The organism is Vibrio sp. 10N.261.52.C11 (genome assembly GCF_041471405.1).
GTDB lineage: Bacteria > Pseudomonadota > Gammaproteobacteria > Enterobacterales > Vibrionaceae > Vibrio > Vibrio crassostreae_C.
In genome coordinates, this window is sequence record NZ_JBFROI010000014.1 from 42,223 (window position 1) to 62,209 (window position 19,987).

The window sequence follows — 19,987 nt, forward strand, 5'->3', positions numbered from 1 at the left end:
AGCACGATCTTGCTCGCAATTAGAGCACGTTATTGAGCCGTTTAATTCCTAGGTCAAAAAATGTCTTAGCTGCCAAATGCGCAATTTTGTACAAAAGCTGAAAGAGACTATAGGGTAGACTGATAAGTCGCTCGATAATCAACAGGCTTGGGAATTGTTATGGAGAACAATAAACGCTCTAAAGAAAAGGCCGAGTATAAGATAACCGAAGAGCTCGGCGGCCTTGAAATTCTTAATGCTGAATACGAAAAGCAGAACTTCTCGCGCCACAGCCACGAGGGCTATACGCTGGGAGTCATCGAGCAGGGCGCTCAGCGTTTCTATCGAACGGGCGGGCATCATATAGCACCACAAGATGCGATTATTCTGGTCAATGCCGACGAAGTTCATAGCGGTCACTCTGCCACTGAAGGCGGTTGGGCGTATCGAGCCATGTATCCACTCCCAGATCAACTTGCCAAGATCACTCAAGAGCTAAACCTACCCAATTACGGGGCGCCTTACTTCCCAAGAGCGGTTGTTGAAGATCCTGAACTCGCCAATCAATTGAGATTAGTCTTTAACACGATTGATGAATCTGACAATCGCTTGTTAAGAGAGACCTTGATGTACGGGATGTTGGTTAAACTGATTAGCCGACACGGAAAATCGCCGCTTAACCCTCAACTCGACGGAAAAACTCAGCGCCAGCTTGTCTTGGTGAAAGAGTTCTTAGATGATTTTCCACAAGCCGATGTGTCCCTAGAGGAGCTGTCTAAGTTAGCGGCATTGAGTCCGTTTCACTTAGTGCGTTCTTTTCAAAAAGAGTTTGGTCTTCCGCCACATGCGTATCAAATCCAGTCTCGGTTAAGGCTTTCGCGTAAGTTATTGAAACAAGGACATACCATTTCAGATACCGCGCAAGAGTGTGGTTTTCATGATCAAAGCCATTTTCATCGACACTTCAAAAAGGCCAATGGCTACACGCCGGGGCAATACATCAAAATGCTCTAAACTTGCATGGCTAAGGCATGGCCAACTTGTGTTAAGTGCAGTTAAGTGCAGTTAAGTACGGTTAAGTGCGGCAAACAGAGGGGCATGAAATCGAGCAAGTTTGTACAATCGAACCGACTCAACTCCTCTTACATTGAATAGCCAATGTGAAGAGAGAAAAGAACTATATGGATAGTGAAACAATGGATAGACGAACACAGTTATGGAAGGGCGTTTTAGCGGGAATGCCGTTGAGCATTGCGGTAATCCCTTGGGGGGTTCTGGCCGGTTCATATGCGATAGATGCCGGATTGAATCAACTTCAAGCGCAAGCGATGTCGGCTATTTTGTTTGCTGGCTCAGCGCAACTTGTCGCCGCGGGTATGTTTAAAGCGGGTATTGGTCTAGGCACCATGTTGTTGACTACCTTATTCATCACGTCTAGACACTTTCTGTATAGCGTATCGATGCGTGACAAAATCAACCATCTTCCTGCGCGTTGGCGTCTATTACTCGGATTTTGGCTCACCGATGAGTTGTTTGCGATTTGTAGTGGGCAGTCTCAGAAAGAATTTAATCGCTGGTACGCTGCGGGTGTAGGCGGCGGTTTTTACCTAGTTTGGAATATTGCGAGCTTTGTTGGCATTGTCGCGGGAAGCCAGATTCCTTCGCTTAATGAAATTGGGCTCGACTTCGCGGTCGCAGCAACCTTTATCGCCTTGGTGTTCCCATTAATCCGAACTCTACCCGTCGTGGTGTGTGTGGTTGTTTCACTGGTCACTTCGGTTGCCATGTCGGTTAACAATATTGAGGGCGGGCTAATGATTGCAGCGATTGCCGGTATGTTAGCGGGCTTTATCAGCGAATCGTTCCAAGAGCGAAACAACGGCAACAAGACAATTGTGGAGGGGAAATAGAGATGATTTGGTTAACGATATTCCTTATGACAGCGATTGTTTTCTTTAGTCGGTATCTGTTTCTAGAGCCTGCAATCCCGCTTCGATTAAATCAAACCACGCGTCGACTGTTACGCTATTCAAGCCCCGCTGTGCTTACCGCAATTTGGGGGCCGATTGTATTTGCACCAGAGCAGACATTTTGGCTAAGCTTTGAAAACCCATACTTGATAGGCGCGCTGGTCACAGGTCTGTTGATTTGGAAAACAGGCAATGTGCTACTTACTATCGGCGTCAGCATAGCGGTGTTTTTGTTCTATAACCTCGTTGCGGTTGATTACCTTTTCTCGTGAGCTTCAACTTCAATGTCAACTTAGGCTTTGTGTTTCTCCTATTATTTAAGGGCTGTATAAATATGATTACTTGTTATGTTCGATATGTGATTGATCCTAAAAAGGTAAATGAGTTTGAGGCATACGCAAAAATGTGGATTCCACTGGTCGCTAAATTCGGGGGCCAACACAATGGTTATTTCTTACCGTCGGAAGGGGCGAACAATATTGCCTTGGCGCTGTTTACCTTTGAAAGTTTGGCTGCCTATGAAGAGTATCGGATTAAATCGTTGAACGATGCTGAGTGTATTAAAGCGTTTGAATTTGCAGACGAAGTTGATTGCATCGTGAGTTATGAACGCAGCTTTTTTAGACCTGTTTTAGAGTGATAGACCTTGCAACGTATAGCTTGGTGGCATCTAATGTACTGATTCACTGTTTGTGTGTTTAGGTTTTGGTAAGGAGTTAGTTTGGCTAAGAAATATTATGTGGTTTGGAAAGGTCGTACACCGGGTATTTTTACCACTTGGAATGACTGTAAGTCTCAAGTCGATGGCTTTGCTGGTGCGAGATATAAATCGTTCCCAACACTAGGCGAGGCTGAGTCTGCTTTCGGTGGTAAAACGTCGTCTGCGTCAGGTTCTACAGCGACAAAGCCAAACTCTGCGGGTAAGGCGACGAAAGCTAAGGTGCCGCCTCTTTCGGAGCAGCAAATCACTGATATGCCTTTTGATATCAAGATCTTTACCGATGGTGCTTGTGAACCAAACCCTGGTGAAGCGGGGACGGGTTTAGCGGTATACCAAAACAACCAATTAACCGAATTGTGGTATGGCTTGTATCAACCTGTTGGTACCAATAATACCGCTGAGCTACATGGGCTTAAGCAAGCGTTTATTCTCGCAAAAGAGAAGTTAAACGCGGGTCTGTCTGTTGCGATCTATTGTGATTCTAAGTACTCAATTGATTGTATTACTAAGTGGGCAACGGGTTGGGAGAAAAAGGGCTGGACTAAGTCGGGCGGCGAGATCAAAAACCTCGATATTATTAAGCCTGCATATGCGCTCTACCAAGAACTGGCTTCAAAAATTACCATCTACCATGTGAACGGACACGTTGGTATTGAAGGTAACGAACTGGCCGATAGAATGTCGATTGTGGCTATTTCATCGAAAGAGCAACAACTCGCTCAATATCGTGACATCGAAGATATTGAGTCTATTTTGGCACTGCGAGCAGGCTAGTTAGGCTTCTTAATGAAAAGCTAATGAAAAGCTAATGAAAGTTACTGAAAGCATAAGTCGCGATCATTGGGCAGTGTTTGACGAGCGTTACATTTCAAATTGATGTAGCGCTCTTTTGTTTTGTGGTGCTCCGCTTTCTTATGGTGCTTAGTCGTTCTTGTGAGACGTAGCAGCCCTTGCGATGCTTACTGCCTGAGTTAATCCTTATTGAGCTGGGTTCTCTATCCAACGAGATAATTGCTGAGCTTGTTTGATCGAATTAAAACTGTCTTTCACTCTCTCACGTGCCTTTAAACCCATCGATGCTTTATCGTTGCTGCTTAGCTGCGCGAAACGCTCAATCGCTTCTCTTAATTCTTCCACGTTTTTTTCGCTAACCACAAAGCCTGTCTCTGGTGAGACGATCTCTTTGCATCCCATGATGTTGGTGGTAATGACTGGTGTTCCCACAGCCATCGCTTCTTTTAAAACCAGAGGCCCTGTATCCACACATCCGGTTTCGGAAAAACAGAAGGGCGCGATTAGGCTGTCATAGTTCGATAGTTTTTCTTTTACCCATTCGTGAGGTTTCGCTCCAAGAAAGGTCACGTTTCGAGCAAGTCCTTTTTCTTTGACCTGCAATTTTAACTGTTGCTCTAAATCGCCAGTACCGATGATATCGAGATGAATGTCGAGAGGTTCGGCAATCGGCGCCAATGCATCAATAAGATGGTGGATGCCTTTTTGCTCCACTAATCGGCCAAGGAAAACAAAGCGAAGTTGTTTCGTTTCGGTTTTTGGGTTGAGTTGGAATTGTTTAGTATTCACTCCGCAGTGCAGGAGCTTAATGTTTCCTTTCGCCATGGTATTGAAGTCAGCGAGCATGTCTTTACACACTGCAACCACAAAATCACTCGATGAGATTTTATGTTCAATGTCATAAGCGAACTCGTAAACATCATGACCATGAGCAACGAACGAACAGGTGATATTCAGCAGCTTTGCCGCGACGATGGCGTGAGCAGTGGTGTGCTGACAGAAATGCGCGTGAACGTGTTCGACGTCGTTTTCCGCGAGTTGCAGCGCTAATTTAAACCCATAAGCGAACAGTGACTTTTTGGGCATGCTGGTTTGCTTAGAAATAAATGAGACAGCCTTGATGAAACCTATCCAGTTAATGCTGGCGACTTTACCCTTCCGAACATTTTTACCTATTTCGACAATGTCGTAGTCGAACTGTTTTTTACTGTTTTCAATTTTGAACGTCATTACACACACATCGTGCCCACACGCTTTCACAGAGTCGACTTCTGTTTGAATGAAGGTCTCACTGAGTACTGGGTAGGTTGGCGCCACAAATGCTACTTTCTTCATTCCTTACTCCTCAAATCCATATGACTAAAGCTATCAAGCCAAGGTAATAACCAATAAAGCAAGATACGAACCAAGATCGAATCGTAGCTTTGGAGGGCTTTCTGATTGCTTTTCGAAGGTTACCCCTTAAGAGGTGGCTCGTTTTCTCAAATTGATAATCAAATTGGAGTTGCAGTTTTTTGAACATCTGTGTTTGGTCGTCATTTTGAGAATGGACGCGTAGGTGACTGATATAGAGGTGATTTTGTAGTAAGACACTCTCGGCATAGAACATGCAACGTCAGCCATATAACGTATAAATCTGAGGGCGTCATTATGGCTAAAGTAAGTGTTGTTATTCCTACCTACAATTGTTTGGATTACCTGCCGAAAGCGATTGGTAGTGTACTAAAGCAGACTCATCAAGATGTTGAGCTGATTGTCATTGACGATAACAGTAACGATGGAACGTCGACGTATCTTGCTTCTATAGACGATGAACGCATTATTACGTTGTCCACATTGGGTGTTGGTGCGCCTCAAGCGAGAAACCTAGGGATTGAAAAGGCGACCGGTGAATACATCGCTTTTTTAGACGCAGACGATTTCTGGTTTCCTGAAAAAATTGAGCGCCAACTCGAATTTCATCAACGTTACCCTGATCTCGCGATGAGCTTTACTAACTACGAGCATCTTACTGAAGATTACCAAGTAATAGTCGACTGCTTTAGTTACTGGTCGCAGTTTCAAGATCAAGATGAGCTGTTCATCAATATCGAGAACCCGTTGGAGTTCATCATAGAAAATAACGTGATTGGAACATCAACGGTCATGGTGAAAGCGGATGTGTTTTCTCAAACAGACAGTTTCAATGCTGACATCAAGTATGGGGAAGATTGGGAACTGTGGCTTCGAATGAGTGAAAACCATCAGATCGGTGTGTTGAACTCGGTGCAGGTTGGCTACTTGATGAGAGCGAGCTCTGTTACCCAAACTGAAAGTCTTAAATTGAGAAATTTGCAGTCTATAGAGACTATTCTTCAACATTACCAAAATGACAGTCAACGATGGAATCTACCCACTTCTAGCTTCAAAATCGCAAAGGCGAGAATACTGGAAGGTTATGCTGACTATTATCGAGGTTTACAACAGAATAGACAGGCTATTGCCTACAGTTTCCGTTCTTTGGTCATGTCACCTCAAAAACGCACATTGCGACACCTAATTGGAGACTGTAAAAGTTTCCTAAAGCCAGCTTGGTAAGGAAAAGGTGACGACTATGGGTTCTTTAAAGCAGTCGGCTTACTACGCCATCGGTATATTAATGATGAAAGGGATTTCATTGGTGATGATACCGTACATTACGCACAATATGACGTTGGCAGAGTATGGTTCCTTAGAAGCCATTGTCTTGCTGGCAGACATTGGGACGATATTGTTCAGCTTCGGTATTGTCGATGCCATGTATCGTTATGTGGGTGTCGCCGAAGGTGATGAAAAGCAAAAGCTCGTCTCGAACTGCTTCACATTGAGCGTGCTGGTGTGCGTGCTTGGGGGCGCCTTGATTGCCCTCAGTATGCCGTTGTTAATCTTAATGTTGCCAGTTGAATTCCAGCCTTACCAGATACTGCTTCTGCTTATTCCTACCATGCTCGATGGGGCGATTTCTATCCCGCTAACGCTGATGCGTATGAACGCGATGGCGAAACGTTTTTGTATGCTCAATGTGTTGAAAGCCGGTGTTCAAGCCATCATGACTTTTGTTTTGCTTGAGGCTGGATACGGTATAGATGGCGTGTTGATTTCAGCTGCGGTATCCAGTGTGTTGCTAATGGTTTGTTTAGTGCGTTATCAATGGCAAGAGATGGGATCTTTTGGTTGCTTCAAATACTCGGCGAAGATCTTAAAATTCGGACTGCCCGTTCTGGTTGGCGGTGCATCAATGTATATGATCATGGGGCTCGACCGCTGGGTAATGGCAAGCTTCGTCGGTGTCGAAGAACTCGCGATTTATGCGGTTAGCGGAAAGTTCGCGTTGATTCTTGGTCTGTTGTTGCAGCCTTACGCGCTTTGGTGGTTTCCAAACCGTGTGGCGATGCTTCAACAGCCGGGTGGCAGTAAGATGTGTGCCGATAGGGCGTTAGTCGGTGTTAATCTGGCCATTGTATTCGGTTGTTTGATGATCCTTACTGTACCTGGTTTTATTACTTTGATTTTGCCAAGCAGTTATCAATATGCAGGCACGATTGTCGTGGCACTCTTGGCGATTGGTGTGATTAAGAACGCTGGGGATTACCTTAACCTTGGCTGTTTCAGTGGCGATTCGAGTCAATCTCAAATGTGGATTCAAGGTGGATGTGCGGTCTTGGCGGCCATTGGTTATTTCACAGTGACGCCTATTTATGGCGTGTGGGGTGTTGTCGCGGTTCTTTGTGCAACTTATGTTGTGCGGCTCATGCTTCTGTATGTTGTAAGCCAAGCGATGGAACAATTACCTTATGAACACAGCAAGTGGGTAACCGCAGTTAGCATCGCATTAGTAGCGATAGCGAGTGATCAACTTCTGGGATTGGTGCTGGTTGATGTTCATGATTTTGTTTTAGGCAGTTTTGTGGCGATAGTGACGTTAGTGGCCTTCATTCGATACTCTGTTATCCCAGTTCCACAGGCGCTGCTTGATAAGTTTACGTTAGGCAAGCATTCACATGTGAGTTGAATTCATGTCATCCAAGCTCTGGGCTTTCTAATCGGCATTCTTAAATATCATAATTCCTGACAATAAAACACTGTTCATAATACTTCTGATTAGATAGTATTTATAAATTCAGTGAATATTAACGATGGAAAGATATATGAATAAGTGGATGCTGCTCCTTTCTCTGTTTTCAGCTGCCTCATACAGCGCCTCTGAGTTTTCAAGTGAGGGTATTACTGCTCCCGACTTCAATTCACCGGATTTCAAGCCGCCTGAAGTTTCCCAACAGGAGCAACACAATATCGTTTGTGAAAGTGTCGTTTGTAATTCAATCTCGCGATCGCAGCCAGTTCCTGAATTGGACGAAGTACCGGATAGAGAGCCGAATAAAACATTAGAAACGATAGCGAGTGCGATTTTCATCGCGGGCGAAATTGGTATTGCAGAGAATTTGATTGAACCAGACGAAGAGCATTATATTGTCGAGTAATGGTTAATTAAAATGGCGGCATGTGAAGCGGTAAATACAGAGCTTTCTGCATTCGTTCATTGATTAAATATTTACGAAGTTTTTAACAAGGACGAAAAATGGAAATCTGGAAGTTAATGCTATTCATCCCCGCTTGTTTTGCGCTCAACATGACTCCGGGCCCAAACAATTTGTTATCAATGAACAACGCCCGTTGTTACGGATTTCAGGCCGCCTTTGTCGCAGGCCTAGGAAGAATCCTCGCTTTTTCTGGCATGATTGCTTTGGCTGCATCTGGCTTAGCGGTTGTGCTTTATACTTCTGAAACGCTGTTTTTCCTGATCAAACTATTTGGCGCGATGTATCTGTTGTGGATCGCGTTCAACCTATGGCGCTCACACGCCAGTCCGGTCGTGGATATCGAACGAAATAAGAATTGGTTTGGTCTGTTTAAACAAGAATTTGCACTCGCTGCTGGCAATCCAAAAGCGATACTCATTTTCACTGCATTCCTTCCTCAATTTGTCGATGTTTCAGCGAACGTAAATACTCAATTCTTTGTTTTAGGTAGCACCTTTCTAGTGTTAGAAATGCTCGCGATATCGATCTACGCGGCATTTGGCTTATACCTCAGAAACTGGTTCTCTAAGCCACAAATGGCAAAACGTTTCAACAAAGCGTGCTCGGTTTTTCTTGCGTTATCTGGCGCAAATTTGTTGGTTATTCGACAGTAAAACATAAGTAACCTAATCTACTCCTCAGGCGTTAGTTAAGTGGCATCTTCGTTAAGGTAGTTCGTAAGCCTTTAGGCTGTTGATATATTGTTAATAGCACCTTTGAGTTTGCATGTTTAAACTTGAGGTTCGGTTTAAATGAGGTCTATCTATGAATGTTGTTTGTGCGGAAAAACAAGAACTGGCTGATATCTACCAGCTTGAACATGCTTTGTTTGGCGCTCACGCCTATCCGCTGTTTTTCTTTCGTCAGGCCTTTGATTGCTGGGGAAAAGGTTTATTGGTTGCTAAGCAAGACTCAAAGATTGCTGGCTATGCCTTAACGACAACCACAGACAAGCAGAATGAGTTTTGGGTCCTATCATTGGCTGTAGACCAGAATTATCGTGGCATGGGAGTTGGCCGGAAACTGATGCAACAGGCGGTTGAGCAGTTGCCTCGAGATGCTAGGCTTTTGCTCACTGTAGACCCAAATAACACATCGGCTCGTGCGCTTTATGCATCGATGGGGTTCGTTACCATCAAGCAAGAAGACAACTACTTTGGTGATGATGAGCCGAGGTTAGTGATGAAGCTCATCATCTAGATTGTTGCTAACGGTTTTTAACAAAGGCGCTTAACTAAATCAAAGGCTCACACTTCAAAGACAATCTCGTAGCTCTAGGTTAGCATCACGATACCGTGCATTAACACGACACTAGAGGTCAGCCGAGTCCTCATATCAAAGTAGCCATCAGGACCTTGGCTCTGGTTCTCTTCTCTCATCGTCCTTTCAGCTCGCCAAACCGCAATATAACCAAAGATGAGAATCAGAGTTGTCACTAGCTCTTTTTGTTCGCCAAGCAATACTGCCAGCCAAGCGATGAGCACAATCGCGTTGCTTATTAGCAGTGCTTTGTTACTTGATTGGCTTTCAAAGTTTTCGATGCCATTTGCCCACAAGATCCCTGAAAGAAAACTCAAAATTGCCACGCTGTAGGTGATGAACAGCGTTTCACCGCTTATCCCCATAAATTGGCTGTCGGTGAGCGAAAGGAGAAGACCGAATAAAAACGGAATTAACCCATGTACCCCAGTTTGGCCATGGTGTTACGGGTTTGAGTTGTTGCCATGTAATCCGCCTTCATAACTGCTGCTCAATCGCGTTTTTGAGCGTGGCACTCACTGGAGATGTGGAGCTAGGGAAGGTGGCGACGACTTTACCTTCTTTACTGATCAAGAATTTGTAAAAGTTCCATTTAGGCGTTACGCCCGCTTGCTGTTGTATCTCTGTAAACACGGGGTTGGCGTTGCTACCAGACAGTGAAGCTCGCGCCATCATTGGGAAGGTCACGCCATAGTCTAGGTAACAAACCTTTGCCGTCTTCTCTTCGCTTCCCTTGTCTTGGCGAAAATCATTACTTGGGAAACCGATAACCGTGAAGCCTTGGTCTTTGTAGGTTTGATGAAGTTGCTCGAGTTGCTCAAACTGCGGAGTGAAGCCACATTGGCTCGCTGTATTTACCACCAATAGAGTTTTGCCTTGAAACTCATCGCACAAGGCGATTTCTTCGGTTGAGTTTAACAAGCGCTGTTTGCCATTAAGTATTTCGGGACAGCTCGCTGCAAAGGCGATGGAACTCGTGAGGCTTGTAATCAGTGCGGTTGAGCAAAGTAGTGAACATTTCATAGGGTTGGCTCATTTTAGTTGGCGTAATGGTTATTACTCTTGAGCACGATGAAATGATCACTTTGCGTATTATTTACTGTCTCATTAACTCGCGCTTTTAGTTGTGCTTTTGCTCTCTGAGATAAGATATGGAGCGACCAAGCGACTGATATTCACTTTTGCACCAAGGCGAGCCGCTAATAGATACATGCCACCAATTTTTCGGTGCAGGAACAGCGCATCGGCGGGCGGCGTATGCCAATACTCTTGTTCCATGCTCAAAATGGTGCCTGCTTCACGAAGCCTTTGTGCCAATCCACTGGCTTTGAAGTCGTACTCTTCGTCAACTAACATCGGCTCACAGGCCATCTTCACTAGATTTAGAATCGCTTGGCGTTGTTCGGGAAGAATTGTCTCGCTAAAGAATCCTATTTGCTCTAAAGCTCGGTTGAGCACTTGCTCATCGTTGTTAATGACAGAGGAAAAGGCCAAGCGATAACCCTCGCTGAAGCGGTCACTGTACTCACGGGTTGCTCCGAAATCTAATAAGCCAATTTGTCGGGTGTTTTCAACATAAAGGTAGTTGGCGAAATTGGGATCGGTTTGCACCATCTTAAAATCGAACAACTCTCTGAACAGAAGCTCCAGTAAGCTGTGCATTACAAAGTCACGTGTGCTTTGGTCGTAACTTTCGATTTGCTCTATCGTGACGCCTTCGATGAAGTCCATGGCGAGCACCGATTCTGAAGAGACTTGCGGATGAATCTTAGGTACGACGAAGTGAGAGTATTCTTTCAATGCATCATGGTAACGAGTTGCGTAATCAGCTTCGCGAGCATAGTCTGCTTCATCGTGGAGTTGTTTCTTTGCCTCTTCTAACAAGCCTTTGTAGTCGACCGACTTTGGTATCAAGCCAACAATATTGAGCAGCGTGCCCACGTTATCTACATCACTGTCGATACTTTTTCTAATGCCGGGGTATTGGACTTTGACTGCGAGTTTGTCCCCAGCATCACTATAGGCTTGGTGAACTTGTCCGATAGATGCACTGGCGATCGGTTTAAAATTGAAGGACAGGAATTCGGTTTTCCAATGGTTCCCGAGCGAGCTTTCTAACACTTGATTGAGCTGTTTTGTTGGCAGTGGATCGGCATCGGAGCGCAGGCGAGAGAGAATGTCGGCTAACTCTGGTTCTAAGACATCACCCGCATCCATTGATAGCATCTGTCCTAACTTCATAGCCGCACCGCGCAGGTGTGCGAGTTGATCGGTCAGGCGAGCAATGTTTTGTGGCGTTAACAGTAAGTCTTTTGCTTTGGGCCTGTTGCCTTGTGCAATTTGTTTGGTGCCTTCCGTTAGCACGTTACCCGCGACTCTTGTCGCCAACGAAGCGAACTTACTGAATCTAGAAATTCGATGTGTGGGAAGGTTTCTCTCTTTTGCCGACATAAAGGTTCTCTCTGGGAATCAGGGTTGATACCAATCGTAGTAAATAACTGTTCACCCTAGCTTGTTAAAAATCTCGATAAAGTCGTTAGATTTTTTGATTGTAGAATAACTACTTATCGAAACTTCTTGTCGAAAAGAGCCGCCTTGTTCTCAAGCTTTTTTCCTGCGCTATTTCTTGACACTTACCTACTGTGATTGGTATGACTACAAAGTTCTATCAATCATTACACAACCGTATGTTTTGTTGTGCTAACTTGTCGCGTGGAACAGTAAACAGAATTAAAAGGACAAAGCATGAAATTTATTTGGTTGAAAGTGGCCGTTACGGTATTGGTGTTCGCAGCCCTATTTGGCATCGTTTACTACAAAGTCGCCAGCGGCATGTCTTAACTCAAAACTATTTTGTGCAGCTGTTACCGTTGCAACGTGATTTTCCGGTTAGCCAAAACGAAATCTTATATCGATTTTTGGCAAACCGTAGATAACACCAATCTGCCATTGGCTTAAAAATCGCCCAACGTAACGGGGCATACAGCCAACCCTTTCCTACTAGCTTCCACGCTTGGTAAGTCACGTCTAAACCGAGCAGCAGCTTTCCGTTTTCGTCCAGTGCATGCAAGATTGTATTGGCTGCCTCGGCATCTATTTGCGGGTAGTTTGAAAACGCTTCACTGTAGATATCGACGGTCTGGATCTGATCTTTGGAATCAGACTTAGTCAGTGCTGCCATCTCTTTTGCACAAAGTGGACAGGTTCCATCGTAAAATATCGTTAATGCAGTCATTGTTTTCCTTACTATTTTCGTCAATTCTCATTGATACGACATCACCATTTAGGTGGATCATTCTGCCCAGTTATCCGACACTGTTATTGTGACAAGCAATTTACAGTATCATCTCGAGGTAACATCCGTTCCATGCATTTAAAAAATAAGAGCCTATCTCCAATGACAACAAAGTTAATGAACCGTTTGATTATAGCTGTGACAGCCCTGATGCTCAGTGGTTGTGTTAGCTACAGTATTACCGAGCAAGAAATGACGAAGTACCTTGAAGACTCAGTGATGCTAGAACAAGAGGTTGGTGTACAAAGTGTGATGTACGCACAAGTGGCTGTGGATGATCTAGAAGTGCAAATTGGTCGAGCCGATGCACAACGCGTGTCCGTGTTGGCGAATACCAATGCAAAAGTTCAAGTGTTCAATATGCCTAATATGGGGTTGGATTTAGACTTAGAGTTCAGCGCGATTCCCGAATACGACAAGGAGAGTGGCGAGGTGTATCTAAAGTCGCTGCGACTAGAGCGCTTTGAAGAAAAAGGCAAACAGCTTTCGCCTGAAATAGAGACACTACTCAAACCAGCTGTATCGATGATAGGTTTTGCTTTGTCCCAGTCTCCGGTTTACAAACTCGACAGCAACAAGGTTCAAGAGTCGTTGATTAAGTCATCGGAACCCAATCTAGTGATTAAAGACAATAAATTGGTTATCGAATTGTTTGATTAACCCTCAGTGCATTAGTTTTGACTAAGCTCTCACCCATAATGGCTGCCTACTAGGTAGCCATTTTTGTTTGAGCTCAGTCGGTCGTGACTGTTTTTAGTCGGTTTACTCACCTTGTCTATCAGTCTCATTTATTGAATTCGCTGGGTATCTCACCTTTACTTTACTCTTGTGAGCAAGTCATCGCTTCAGTCATCAAATCATAAGAAAGAAAAGGTGAGCGAACTATGAAGAGTCCAGTAATTGCGGATAACAAACCCGTTAAAGTAGAGCTGACAGAGGGAGAAGAGTATTACTTCTGTACCTGCGGGAAATCGAAAAGCCAACCGTTTTGTGACGGTTCTCATGCTGGTACGGGGTTCAAACCGAAAAGCTTTGTCGCCGAAGAGGACGGTGATGCCTACCTGTGCCGCTGTAAGTATTCGAATAATCTCCCTTTTTGCGATGGCACTCATAAACAGTTTACTGCGGAACAAATTGGGCAAGAAGGCCCTGAAGTTCACATTCAAGCGACAGCCCCTGATTTATCTCCAGCGGCAACCGCAACCAAAGAAGAGCCTACCGTGGAGTATATTCATCAGTTAGCGCGTGATGGTTTATCTAAGGTTGGGCATCATGGGCCAATGACCTCTATGGGCGTGCCAAGACATCTATTACCTCACTGGGACGATATTCAAGTGATGGTCGCGCAAATGGCGACTAAGCCTTTGCTAGAAAATGTGCCTGTTGGTACCGAACTGATTATTGCCCCCAAAGCGAAGAAGCCGCTTAAATTGGACATCTCTTTGTTTGTGTCTGATATGAGTTTTGGCTCGCTATCTGAAGAAGCAAAAGTCTCATTGGCGAAAGGTGCCGAACTCGCAGGGACGGGTATCTGCTCCGGTGAGGGCGGTATGTTACCCGAAGAGCAAGCGGCGAACTCTCGCTACTTTTATGAATTAGCCAGTGCTCAGTTTGGTTACGATGAAGCTAAGCTCAAAAACGTTCAAGCCTTCCACTTTAAAGGCGGGCAGGGTGCCAAAACCGGAACGGGCGGGCACTTACCGGGCGCGAAGAACATAGGCAAGATCGCGGAGGTGCGTGGCATTGAAGCGGGCTCGGCAGCGATTTCTCCACCCACCTTTGTCGACCTTAACACGGTCGAGGATTTTAAAAAGTTCGCCGACCGTGTTCGAGAGGTGACAGGCGGTATCCCGATTGGCTTTAAGTTAAGTGCCAATCACATCGAAGAAGACATTCAGTTCGCGCTTGATGCCAGTGCCGATTACATCATCTTAGATGGGCGTGGTGGCGGTACAGGGGCGGCGCCAGAAATGTTCCGTGACCATATCAGTGTTCCCACTATTCCAGCACTTGCTCGCGCTAGAGCGTATCTCGATAAACAAGGGGTCAGTGACAGAGTCACATTGATCATCACGGGCGGCTTGCGCGTGCCGATGGATTTCGTAAAAGCGATGGCGCTTGGTGCTGATGGTGTCGCTATCTCAAACAGTGCCATGCAGTCGATAGGTTGTGTGGCGGCGAGAATGTGTAACACCAATAATTGCCCTGCTGGTATTGCAACTCAAAAAGCCGATTTACGTCAGCGTTTGAATGTCTCGAAAGCATCGAACCAGCTTAAGAACTTCTTTGAAGCCTCGACAGAATTAATGCAAGTGATGGCGAGGGCATGTGGGCATGATCATTTGAATCAATTTAACCCTCATGATTTGGCAACATGGAATCGCGAAATGGCCGAGCTATCCGGTGTCGCTTACTCTGGTGTCTGTCCATTAAATCACTTTAAGTAAATAATACTTCGATAAAGCACACTCAATGTATTTTGGGTGTGCTGACTTTTTCCTGTGTAATGCCAACCTATGTTAAACCTTTCATAATCAACTGCTTTATAAGTGTTTTTAAACTATTTCCTATATTTTGAAAATATCGCTTTACCTCAAGTTAACTTGAGGTTTTATCATCATCCCCAATCTAAAAACACAATCTATCACCTTGTCGCCTAGTGCAGGTTTTGATGTTATCAAACAGACGTTACGAATCTTCAGTTATGAATTTTGAGCTCCGTAATTGAAGTCATGAGTGCAAAAAGGTGAGAAAAATGAACAAGGATCAACAATGAAAGTATTAGCGATTGGCGCGACCAACAGTACAACATCAATTAATCAACAACTTGCAGCGTACACCGCAGGTTTAGTCGAAGGCGCGCAAGTCGAGGTGCTCGACCTTAATGATTTCGAGATGCCAATTTACAGCGAGAAAAGAGAGCAAGATTCAGGTGTTCATCAACACGCTCAACGCTTTTTTAGCAAGATTGGCGAAGCAGATGCTGTGGTCATCTCTTTTGCAGAGTATAACGGCTCATACACCGCAGCCTTTAAGAATGTGTTTGATTGGACATCACGAATCGACATGAAAGTGTACCAAGGCAAACCTGTTGTGATGCTCTCCACATCACCAGGCCCCGGTGGCGCAAGCTCTGTGTTGTCGTCTGCGGTAAATTCCGCACCTTACTTTGATGTTGATGTGAAGGGGTCGATGTCGGTGCCAAGTTTCTACGACAACTTTAATGTAGAAACGGGTGAGATCATCAATGCCGAAATGGCCGAGAGCCTGAAATCGATCATGAGTCAGATTTAGAGAGCGAGAACACCACAATAAAACAAAGCAGCCATGTTCACGATTGCTTTTCATTGCGCCCGTTGTCAAAGTTTAAGGACATTAATTGGTTAAGGTAACAATAGGTCGCTACTCTAAAGTTAAAGTAAGCTTTAAATATTTATGATCTCAAGGATAGTGTCGTAATGAGAAACATCGTATACCTCACCATAGGCCAGTTGGCTGAGCGCAGTGGCGTGGCTCCTTCGGCGTTACGTTTTTACGAAACCAAGGGGTTGATTGCTTCGATTCGTACTAACGGAAATCAGCGCCGTTATCAGTCGGCGATGTTGAGACGAATTGCGTTGATCCAAGTCGCGCAGTCGATAGGCTTCACGCTGGAAGAGATCACCGAAGAATTATCGACACTGCCGATGAACCATACCGCGACTAAGCGAGATTGGGAGCGCGTTGCTAAGAAGTGGCAGGGGCAACTCGACAGTAAAATGGCGCAGATTAAATCGCTACAAGAGAACTTAACCGGCTGTATCGGTTGCGGATGCTTGAGTATGCAAAAGTGCAACTTGCTAAATCCTGATGATATCTTGCATGACCAAGGGCAGGGCGCACAACGAATTGTTGAACAGACTAACTGAGTTCCCGAAAGGCATGGAACAGCGAACTAAGTTTCAGGTGTTTGCTCAATGGGTTAAGCAACAGTTGTGACCGAATAGCGTGCCTAGACAAACACGAATTATAGGTCTAGTTTAGATGGTTCTTTCAATAAAAGAAGAGGTTAGTTATGTTCAGCCATGTTTTTCTCGGTACCGATGATATTGAACGCGCGAAGGCTTTTTATGACCCAATCATGAAAGTGCTTGGTTATAGCGAAGGCTCTGTTGATCCCAAAGGGCGCTGTGTTTACGTTAGCCAAACGGGTGTGTTGGGCTTAACGAAGCCGATTGATGGTCAGCCTGCGACTCACGGCAACGGTATGACGGTGGGTTTTCTTGCGTCTTCTCCTGAAGTTGTAGATGAGTGGCATCGAGTTGGCGTCGAAAATGGCGGTACCAGCATTGAAAATGGCCCCGGAGCGAGAGGTTCTGACGAGCGTCGCTTGTACATGGCTTATTTGCGAGATCCTGATGGAAACAAGATTTGTGCAACGCACTTTATGCCGTAGTTTACGTTATGCCATCGTTCATTTTATGCCACAGTGGCGTATACTTAGATCATATTGATGGTTCGGAGTTGGCTAAGTTGCGGCTCTGGACTTGTTAGCTTCCCGATAACTCAAAATTTTGCAAAGGACTGGCTAGATGAAACCGAACGAACTGTTTTATGAAAGTTTTGAGCGCTGCCGGATTGACCAAGAATTTCTCGAAACGTTTTTGGCTGATTTTTGCGAGCATAACCCAAGGTTTTCAGAACGTTTTGAAAATATAGGGTTAGAGCAACAAACCAAGATGCTTAAAGCCTCGATCATTCTTATCTATAACTCTGCGGGTCTGCCTAGCGTACGAAACTCGGTAAAAAAGCTTGGGAAGCGACATAAAGATTTAGGAATGGATATCTCTGAGCAAGAACTCAACGAGTGGTTCAATTCGTTACTCAATACAGTTAAAAAATATGACCCTCACTACGATGAAAGCGTCGAACAAGCTTGGACAGAAACTCTCGAGGCCGGCTTAACTATCATGAAGAAAGAGTGCGTAGTTCCAAACACTGTGAATAACTAGGTCGTTGATGGGTAGTTTTGCTTGTTCGTTAGTTAAAACCGGCATTAACTCTTGAAAGATTGACATTGTCAGGTAAGCCTAACGATATCAGGCTTACCTCTTATTGTTTGACTAGAAATGAGCAGCCCAACCAATCAGGAACCCTTGCGATGCGGTATCGTATTCAAAGGTCCCCTTGTTTTCGTAATCAACCCAGGTCGATTTGTAGGCAACATTTAAGTCAGACCAACTGTTTATCTGGTATCGCACGCCAGTTAACAGAGATGAGGTAAAGTTGGTGTCACTACCAAGCCCTGCATCAATGGTTGCGTGAAACTTCCAATCCTTATTGATCTGCGTTATCCATCTCACACCTATTTGGTACTGTCCATCACGCGGTCACGTTTGGACGCACCTGTCACCTGAATACGAAGCGATGCTCGGTCAAAACGGTTGGGGACTCCAAGAAGTGGTCATGAAAGATCTTGATGATCACGTCGGTGAGATGATGGCGAAGATGGAAGAACTCGGTATTGCTGACAACACCATCATCATTTTCACTGCCGATAACGGCCCAGAGATCATGACTTGGCCAGATGGCGGTATGACACCTTATCACGGTGAGAAAGGCACAACTTGGGAAGGTGGCGTAAGAGCCCCTGCATTGGTTAGCTGGCCGGGTAAAATCCCAGCGGGTACTGTAGGCAATGGCATCTTTGATGGTATGGATTGGTTACCCACTCTTGTCGCTGCGGCTGGTGGTCCAACGGATCTAAAAGAAAAACTGCTGAAAGGTCACGATGGCTTTAAAGCGCACCTTGATGGTTACAACCAAGTGGATATGCTGACCGAGAAAGGCGAGTCAAACCGTAAAGAGATCTACTACTACGAACGAGACAAGCTGCAAGCGGTTCGTGTTGGTGATTGGAAGGCGCATTTCATCGTGCAAAACCACGGTTGGAGTGGCCCTAAAGAAGAGCTAAACGCACCATTGCTGTTTAACTTACGTCGTGACCCATACGAGCGAGCGGCGGAAGAGTCGGGCATGTACCTAAAATGGATGGGACAAAAAATGTGGGCATTTGGCCCGGCACAAGCGGCTGTCCAACAACATCTAGCAACCTTCCAAGAGTGGTCTCCAGTGACGCCTGACTCTCCGGCAGAGAAGACCGGTGGTGTAGGTAACTAGTTAAATATCATAAAAAATCCCGCTCACACTGAGCGGGATTTTTGTTTGAAAGCGTCTTAACGTTGGTTCTGTTTTAGCGTCGTGTTTCGTTCAATGAACTTCACTGGCACCATCAGCTTAACCAAGCTTGTGTCTTGCTCTTGAATCTGGCTAACGACAATTTTCACTGATTCACGTGCAAGGCGTCTGAAATCTTGCTTGAAGGTAGTGAGTTGGTAGTTCAACCATTGAGTCTGTGGGATATCGTCAAAACCAATCACTTGAAGATCTTCTGGAATACGCAGGTTAAATTCTAAGCGCGCCACATCCATTACTGCCATCGCGAGGTTATCTGTCGCACAGAAAATCGCTTGAGGATGTGTGGGTTCTGAAAACAGAGTCCGAATGGTATCTAGAGCATCAAGGTAGTCATAGTCAGCTTCAATAACACGAGCTTGCTTGCCTGTTAGATCTTCGAATTCTGAGCAAAAGCCCGATTCACGCTCGCCGTTGGTGTAGGTTGGCACGTTACCTGTCAGGTAAACCGCTGACTTTGTTCCTACGCTATGTAAATGTTGAGCGGCGACTTGGCCTGCGGCGTAGTTGTCACTTATTACATGGCTACTCTTAGTCCCCTCAACTACACGAGCATACTGAACAATGGGGATGTTGAACTCTTCACACTCTTCATAAAGCGACTTATTAAAGGTCGCCGAAGCAGCAATTACGCCATCAACTCGGTATTGGAAGATATTAGGAATCGAGTGGTTGTCGTTTCCATCCACTTGCCAAGGAATCAATACCGCAGAGTAACCCTGCTTTTGTAGCTCAGTAGAGATAAGCTGCAGAGTTTTCATGTGGATAGGGTAGTCGGCATCTGGGAAAACTAAGCCAATCAATTTGGACTCATTTGTCGTCAGACTGCGGGCAAAGGCATTGGGACGATAGTTCAACGATTTTGCTGCATCGAACACTTTTTGCTTGGTCTTTTCAGACACTGAACTGCCCGGGACAAATACACGAGATACAGTTGATTGAGAAACGCCAGCAAGTTTAGCGACATCTTTAGAGGTGACGGTTGGCTTTGACGCCGTGGAGTGTTTTGGAGAGCTCATAGACCATACTTTTGAACCAAATTGATTGTGCATAGAGTAACATAATTAGGTACGTACTCAAAAATACAATATGCCATGATTGGATGAAAAATAAGGGTTAATAGAGAGTGTTGAATATT

Annotated in this window: 21 protein-coding genes and 3 pseudogenes; 17 read left to right on the forward strand and 7 right to left on the reverse strand. The window is 45.0% G+C overall.

The window, feature by feature from the left end:
* Positions 1 to 159 precede the first annotated feature (159 nt).
* From AB4323_RS05540 to AB4323_RS05560, 5 genes are all read left to right on the forward strand, one after another.
* Positions 160 to 993: an AraC family transcriptional regulator gene (locus AB4323_RS05540; protein ID WP_102332999.1), complete on the forward strand. Its 834-nt coding sequence runs from the start codon at positions 160 to 162 to the stop codon at positions 991 to 993.
* A 167-nt stretch (positions 994 to 1,160) separates the two neighbouring features.
* Positions 1,161 to 1,889, forward strand: a complete 729-nt coding sequence (locus AB4323_RS05545) for an AzlC family ABC transporter permease (protein WP_102332998.1) — start codon at positions 1,161 to 1,163, stop codon at positions 1,887 to 1,889.
* Positions 1,890 to 1,891: 2 nt separating this feature from the next.
* On the forward strand, positions 1,892 to 2,221 hold the full coding sequence (locus AB4323_RS05550) for an AzlD domain-containing protein (protein WP_372151875.1): 330 nt from the start codon (positions 1,892 to 1,894) through the stop codon (positions 2,219 to 2,221).
* A 62-nt stretch (positions 2,222 to 2,283) separates the two neighbouring features.
* On the forward strand, positions 2,284 to 2,589 hold the full coding sequence (locus AB4323_RS05555; protein ID WP_017070270.1) for an NIPSNAP family protein: 306 nt from the start codon (positions 2,284 to 2,286) through the stop codon (positions 2,587 to 2,589).
* An 81-nt stretch (positions 2,590 to 2,670) separates the two neighbouring features.
* Positions 2,671 to 3,444, forward strand: a complete 774-nt coding sequence (locus AB4323_RS05560; RefSeq protein WP_017067057.1) for a ribonuclease H family protein — start codon at positions 2,671 to 2,673, stop codon at positions 3,442 to 3,444.
* Between the two features lie 204 nt (positions 3,445 to 3,648).
* Here AB4323_RS05560 and AB4323_RS05565 read toward each other — a convergent pair whose 3' ends face one another.
* Positions 3,649 to 4,797: a glycosyltransferase family 4 protein gene (locus tag AB4323_RS05565; protein ID WP_372151877.1), complete on the reverse strand. Its 1,149-nt coding sequence runs from the start codon at positions 4,795 to 4,797 to the stop codon at positions 3,649 to 3,651.
* Between the two features lie 315 nt (positions 4,798 to 5,112).
* Here AB4323_RS05565 and AB4323_RS05570 point away from each other — a divergent pair, with 315 nt between their 5' ends.
* The 5 genes from AB4323_RS05570 to AB4323_RS05590 all read left to right on the forward strand — a co-directional run bounded on the left by AB4323_RS05570 (position 5,113) and on the right by AB4323_RS05590 (position 9,260).
* The gene (locus AB4323_RS05570) at positions 5,113 to 6,039 is read left to right on the forward strand and encodes a glycosyltransferase (protein ID WP_017062218.1); all 927 of its coding nucleotides are present in this window, start codon (positions 5,113 to 5,115) and stop codon (positions 6,037 to 6,039) included.
* A gap of 16 nt (positions 6,040 to 6,055) precedes the next feature.
* Complete coding sequence (locus AB4323_RS05575) at positions 6,056 to 7,492, forward strand: lipopolysaccharide biosynthesis protein (RefSeq protein WP_372151878.1); 1,437 nt, start codon at positions 6,056 to 6,058, stop codon at positions 7,490 to 7,492.
* Between the two features lie 136 nt (positions 7,493 to 7,628).
* Positions 7,629 to 7,961 (forward strand): hypothetical protein, encoded by a 333-nt coding sequence (locus AB4323_RS05580; RefSeq protein ID WP_372151880.1) that lies wholly within the window; start codon positions 7,629 to 7,631, stop codon positions 7,959 to 7,961.
* A 98-nt stretch (positions 7,962 to 8,059) separates the two neighbouring features.
* Entirely contained in the window at positions 8,060 to 8,674 is a 615-nt protein-coding gene (locus tag AB4323_RS05585; protein ID WP_017070275.1) for a LysE family translocator, read from the forward strand.
* Positions 8,675 to 8,825: 151 nt separating this feature from the next.
* Complete coding sequence (locus AB4323_RS05590; protein ID WP_017062214.1) at positions 8,826 to 9,260, forward strand: N-acetyltransferase; 435 nt, start codon at positions 8,826 to 8,828, stop codon at positions 9,258 to 9,260.
* Positions 9,261 to 9,334: 74 nt separating this feature from the next.
* Here AB4323_RS05590 and AB4323_RS05595 read toward each other — a convergent pair.
* From AB4323_RS05595 to AB4323_RS05610, 4 genes and pseudogenes are all read right to left on the reverse strand, one after another.
* A pseudogene (locus AB4323_RS05595) lies at positions 9,335 to 9,801 on the reverse strand (DUF3429 domain-containing protein).
* Positions 9,798 to 10,343, reverse strand: a complete 546-nt coding sequence (locus tag AB4323_RS05600; RefSeq protein ID WP_017062212.1) for a glutathione peroxidase — start codon at positions 10,341 to 10,343, stop codon at positions 9,798 to 9,800. The pseudogene AB4323_RS05595 and the gene AB4323_RS05600 overlap by 4 nt, the downstream one beginning before the upstream one ends.
* A gap of 84 nt (positions 10,344 to 10,427) precedes the next feature.
* Complete coding sequence (locus AB4323_RS05605; RefSeq protein ID WP_372090379.1) at positions 10,428 to 11,771, reverse strand: ABC1 kinase family protein; 1,344 nt, start codon at positions 11,769 to 11,771, stop codon at positions 10,428 to 10,430.
* 397 nt (positions 11,772 to 12,168) lie between these two features.
* On the reverse strand, positions 12,169 to 12,555 hold the full coding sequence (locus tag AB4323_RS05610) for a thiol-disulfide oxidoreductase DCC family protein (RefSeq protein ID WP_017062190.1): 387 nt from the start codon (positions 12,553 to 12,555) through the stop codon (positions 12,169 to 12,171).
* 162 nt (positions 12,556 to 12,717) lie between these two features.
* Here AB4323_RS05610 and AB4323_RS05615 point away from each other — a divergent pair, with 162 nt between their 5' ends.
* The 6 genes from AB4323_RS05615 (at position 12,718) to AB4323_RS05640 (ending at position 17,606) form a co-directional block, all read left to right on the forward strand.
* Positions 12,718 to 13,275, forward strand: a complete 558-nt coding sequence (locus AB4323_RS05615) for a DUF1439 domain-containing protein (protein WP_017065247.1) — start codon at positions 12,718 to 12,720, stop codon at positions 13,273 to 13,275.
* A gap of 224 nt (positions 13,276 to 13,499) precedes the next feature.
* Entirely contained in the window at positions 13,500 to 15,062 is a 1,563-nt protein-coding gene (locus AB4323_RS05620) for a glutamate synthase-related protein (RefSeq protein ID WP_372151882.1), read from the forward strand.
* Positions 15,063 to 15,387: 325 nt separating this feature from the next.
* Entirely contained in the window at positions 15,388 to 15,909 is a 522-nt protein-coding gene (locus AB4323_RS05625; protein WP_372151883.1) for an NADPH-dependent FMN reductase, read from the forward strand.
* Positions 15,910 to 16,073: 164 nt separating this feature from the next.
* The gene (gene soxR, locus AB4323_RS05630) at positions 16,074 to 16,523 is read left to right on the forward strand and encodes a redox-sensitive transcriptional activator SoxR (RefSeq protein WP_017062186.1); all 450 of its coding nucleotides are present in this window, start codon (positions 16,074 to 16,076) and stop codon (positions 16,521 to 16,523) included.
* 146 nt (positions 16,524 to 16,669) lie between these two features.
* On the forward strand, positions 16,670 to 17,050 hold the full coding sequence (locus AB4323_RS05635; protein ID WP_017062185.1) for a VOC family protein: 381 nt from the start codon (positions 16,670 to 16,672) through the stop codon (positions 17,048 to 17,050).
* Between the two features lie 136 nt (positions 17,051 to 17,186).
* Positions 17,187 to 17,606 (forward strand): globin, encoded by a 420-nt coding sequence (locus AB4323_RS05640; RefSeq protein ID WP_017065249.1) that lies wholly within the window; start codon positions 17,187 to 17,189, stop codon positions 17,604 to 17,606.
* Positions 17,607 to 17,717: 111 nt separating this feature from the next.
* On the opposite strand, the pseudogene AB4323_RS05645 reads toward AB4323_RS05640, so the two are convergent.
* A pseudogene (locus AB4323_RS05645) lies at positions 17,718 to 17,969 on the reverse strand (DUF481 domain-containing protein); the annotation flags it as partial.
* Between AB4323_RS05645 and AB4323_RS05650 the strand changes: the two are divergent.
* A pseudogene (locus AB4323_RS05650) lies at positions 17,965 to 18,774 on the forward strand (sulfatase-like hydrolase/transferase); the annotation flags it as partial. The pseudogenes AB4323_RS05645 and AB4323_RS05650 sit on opposite strands and share 5 nt — an antisense overlap.
* Before the next feature lie 56 nt (positions 18,775 to 18,830).
* Here AB4323_RS05650 and AB4323_RS05655 read toward each other — a convergent pair.
* A complete protein-coding gene (locus AB4323_RS05655) occupies positions 18,831 to 19,868 on the reverse strand; it encodes a LacI family DNA-binding transcriptional regulator (protein WP_017065252.1) in 1,038 nt (345 codons plus the stop codon).
* Positions 19,869 to 19,987: the final 119 nt, after the last annotated feature.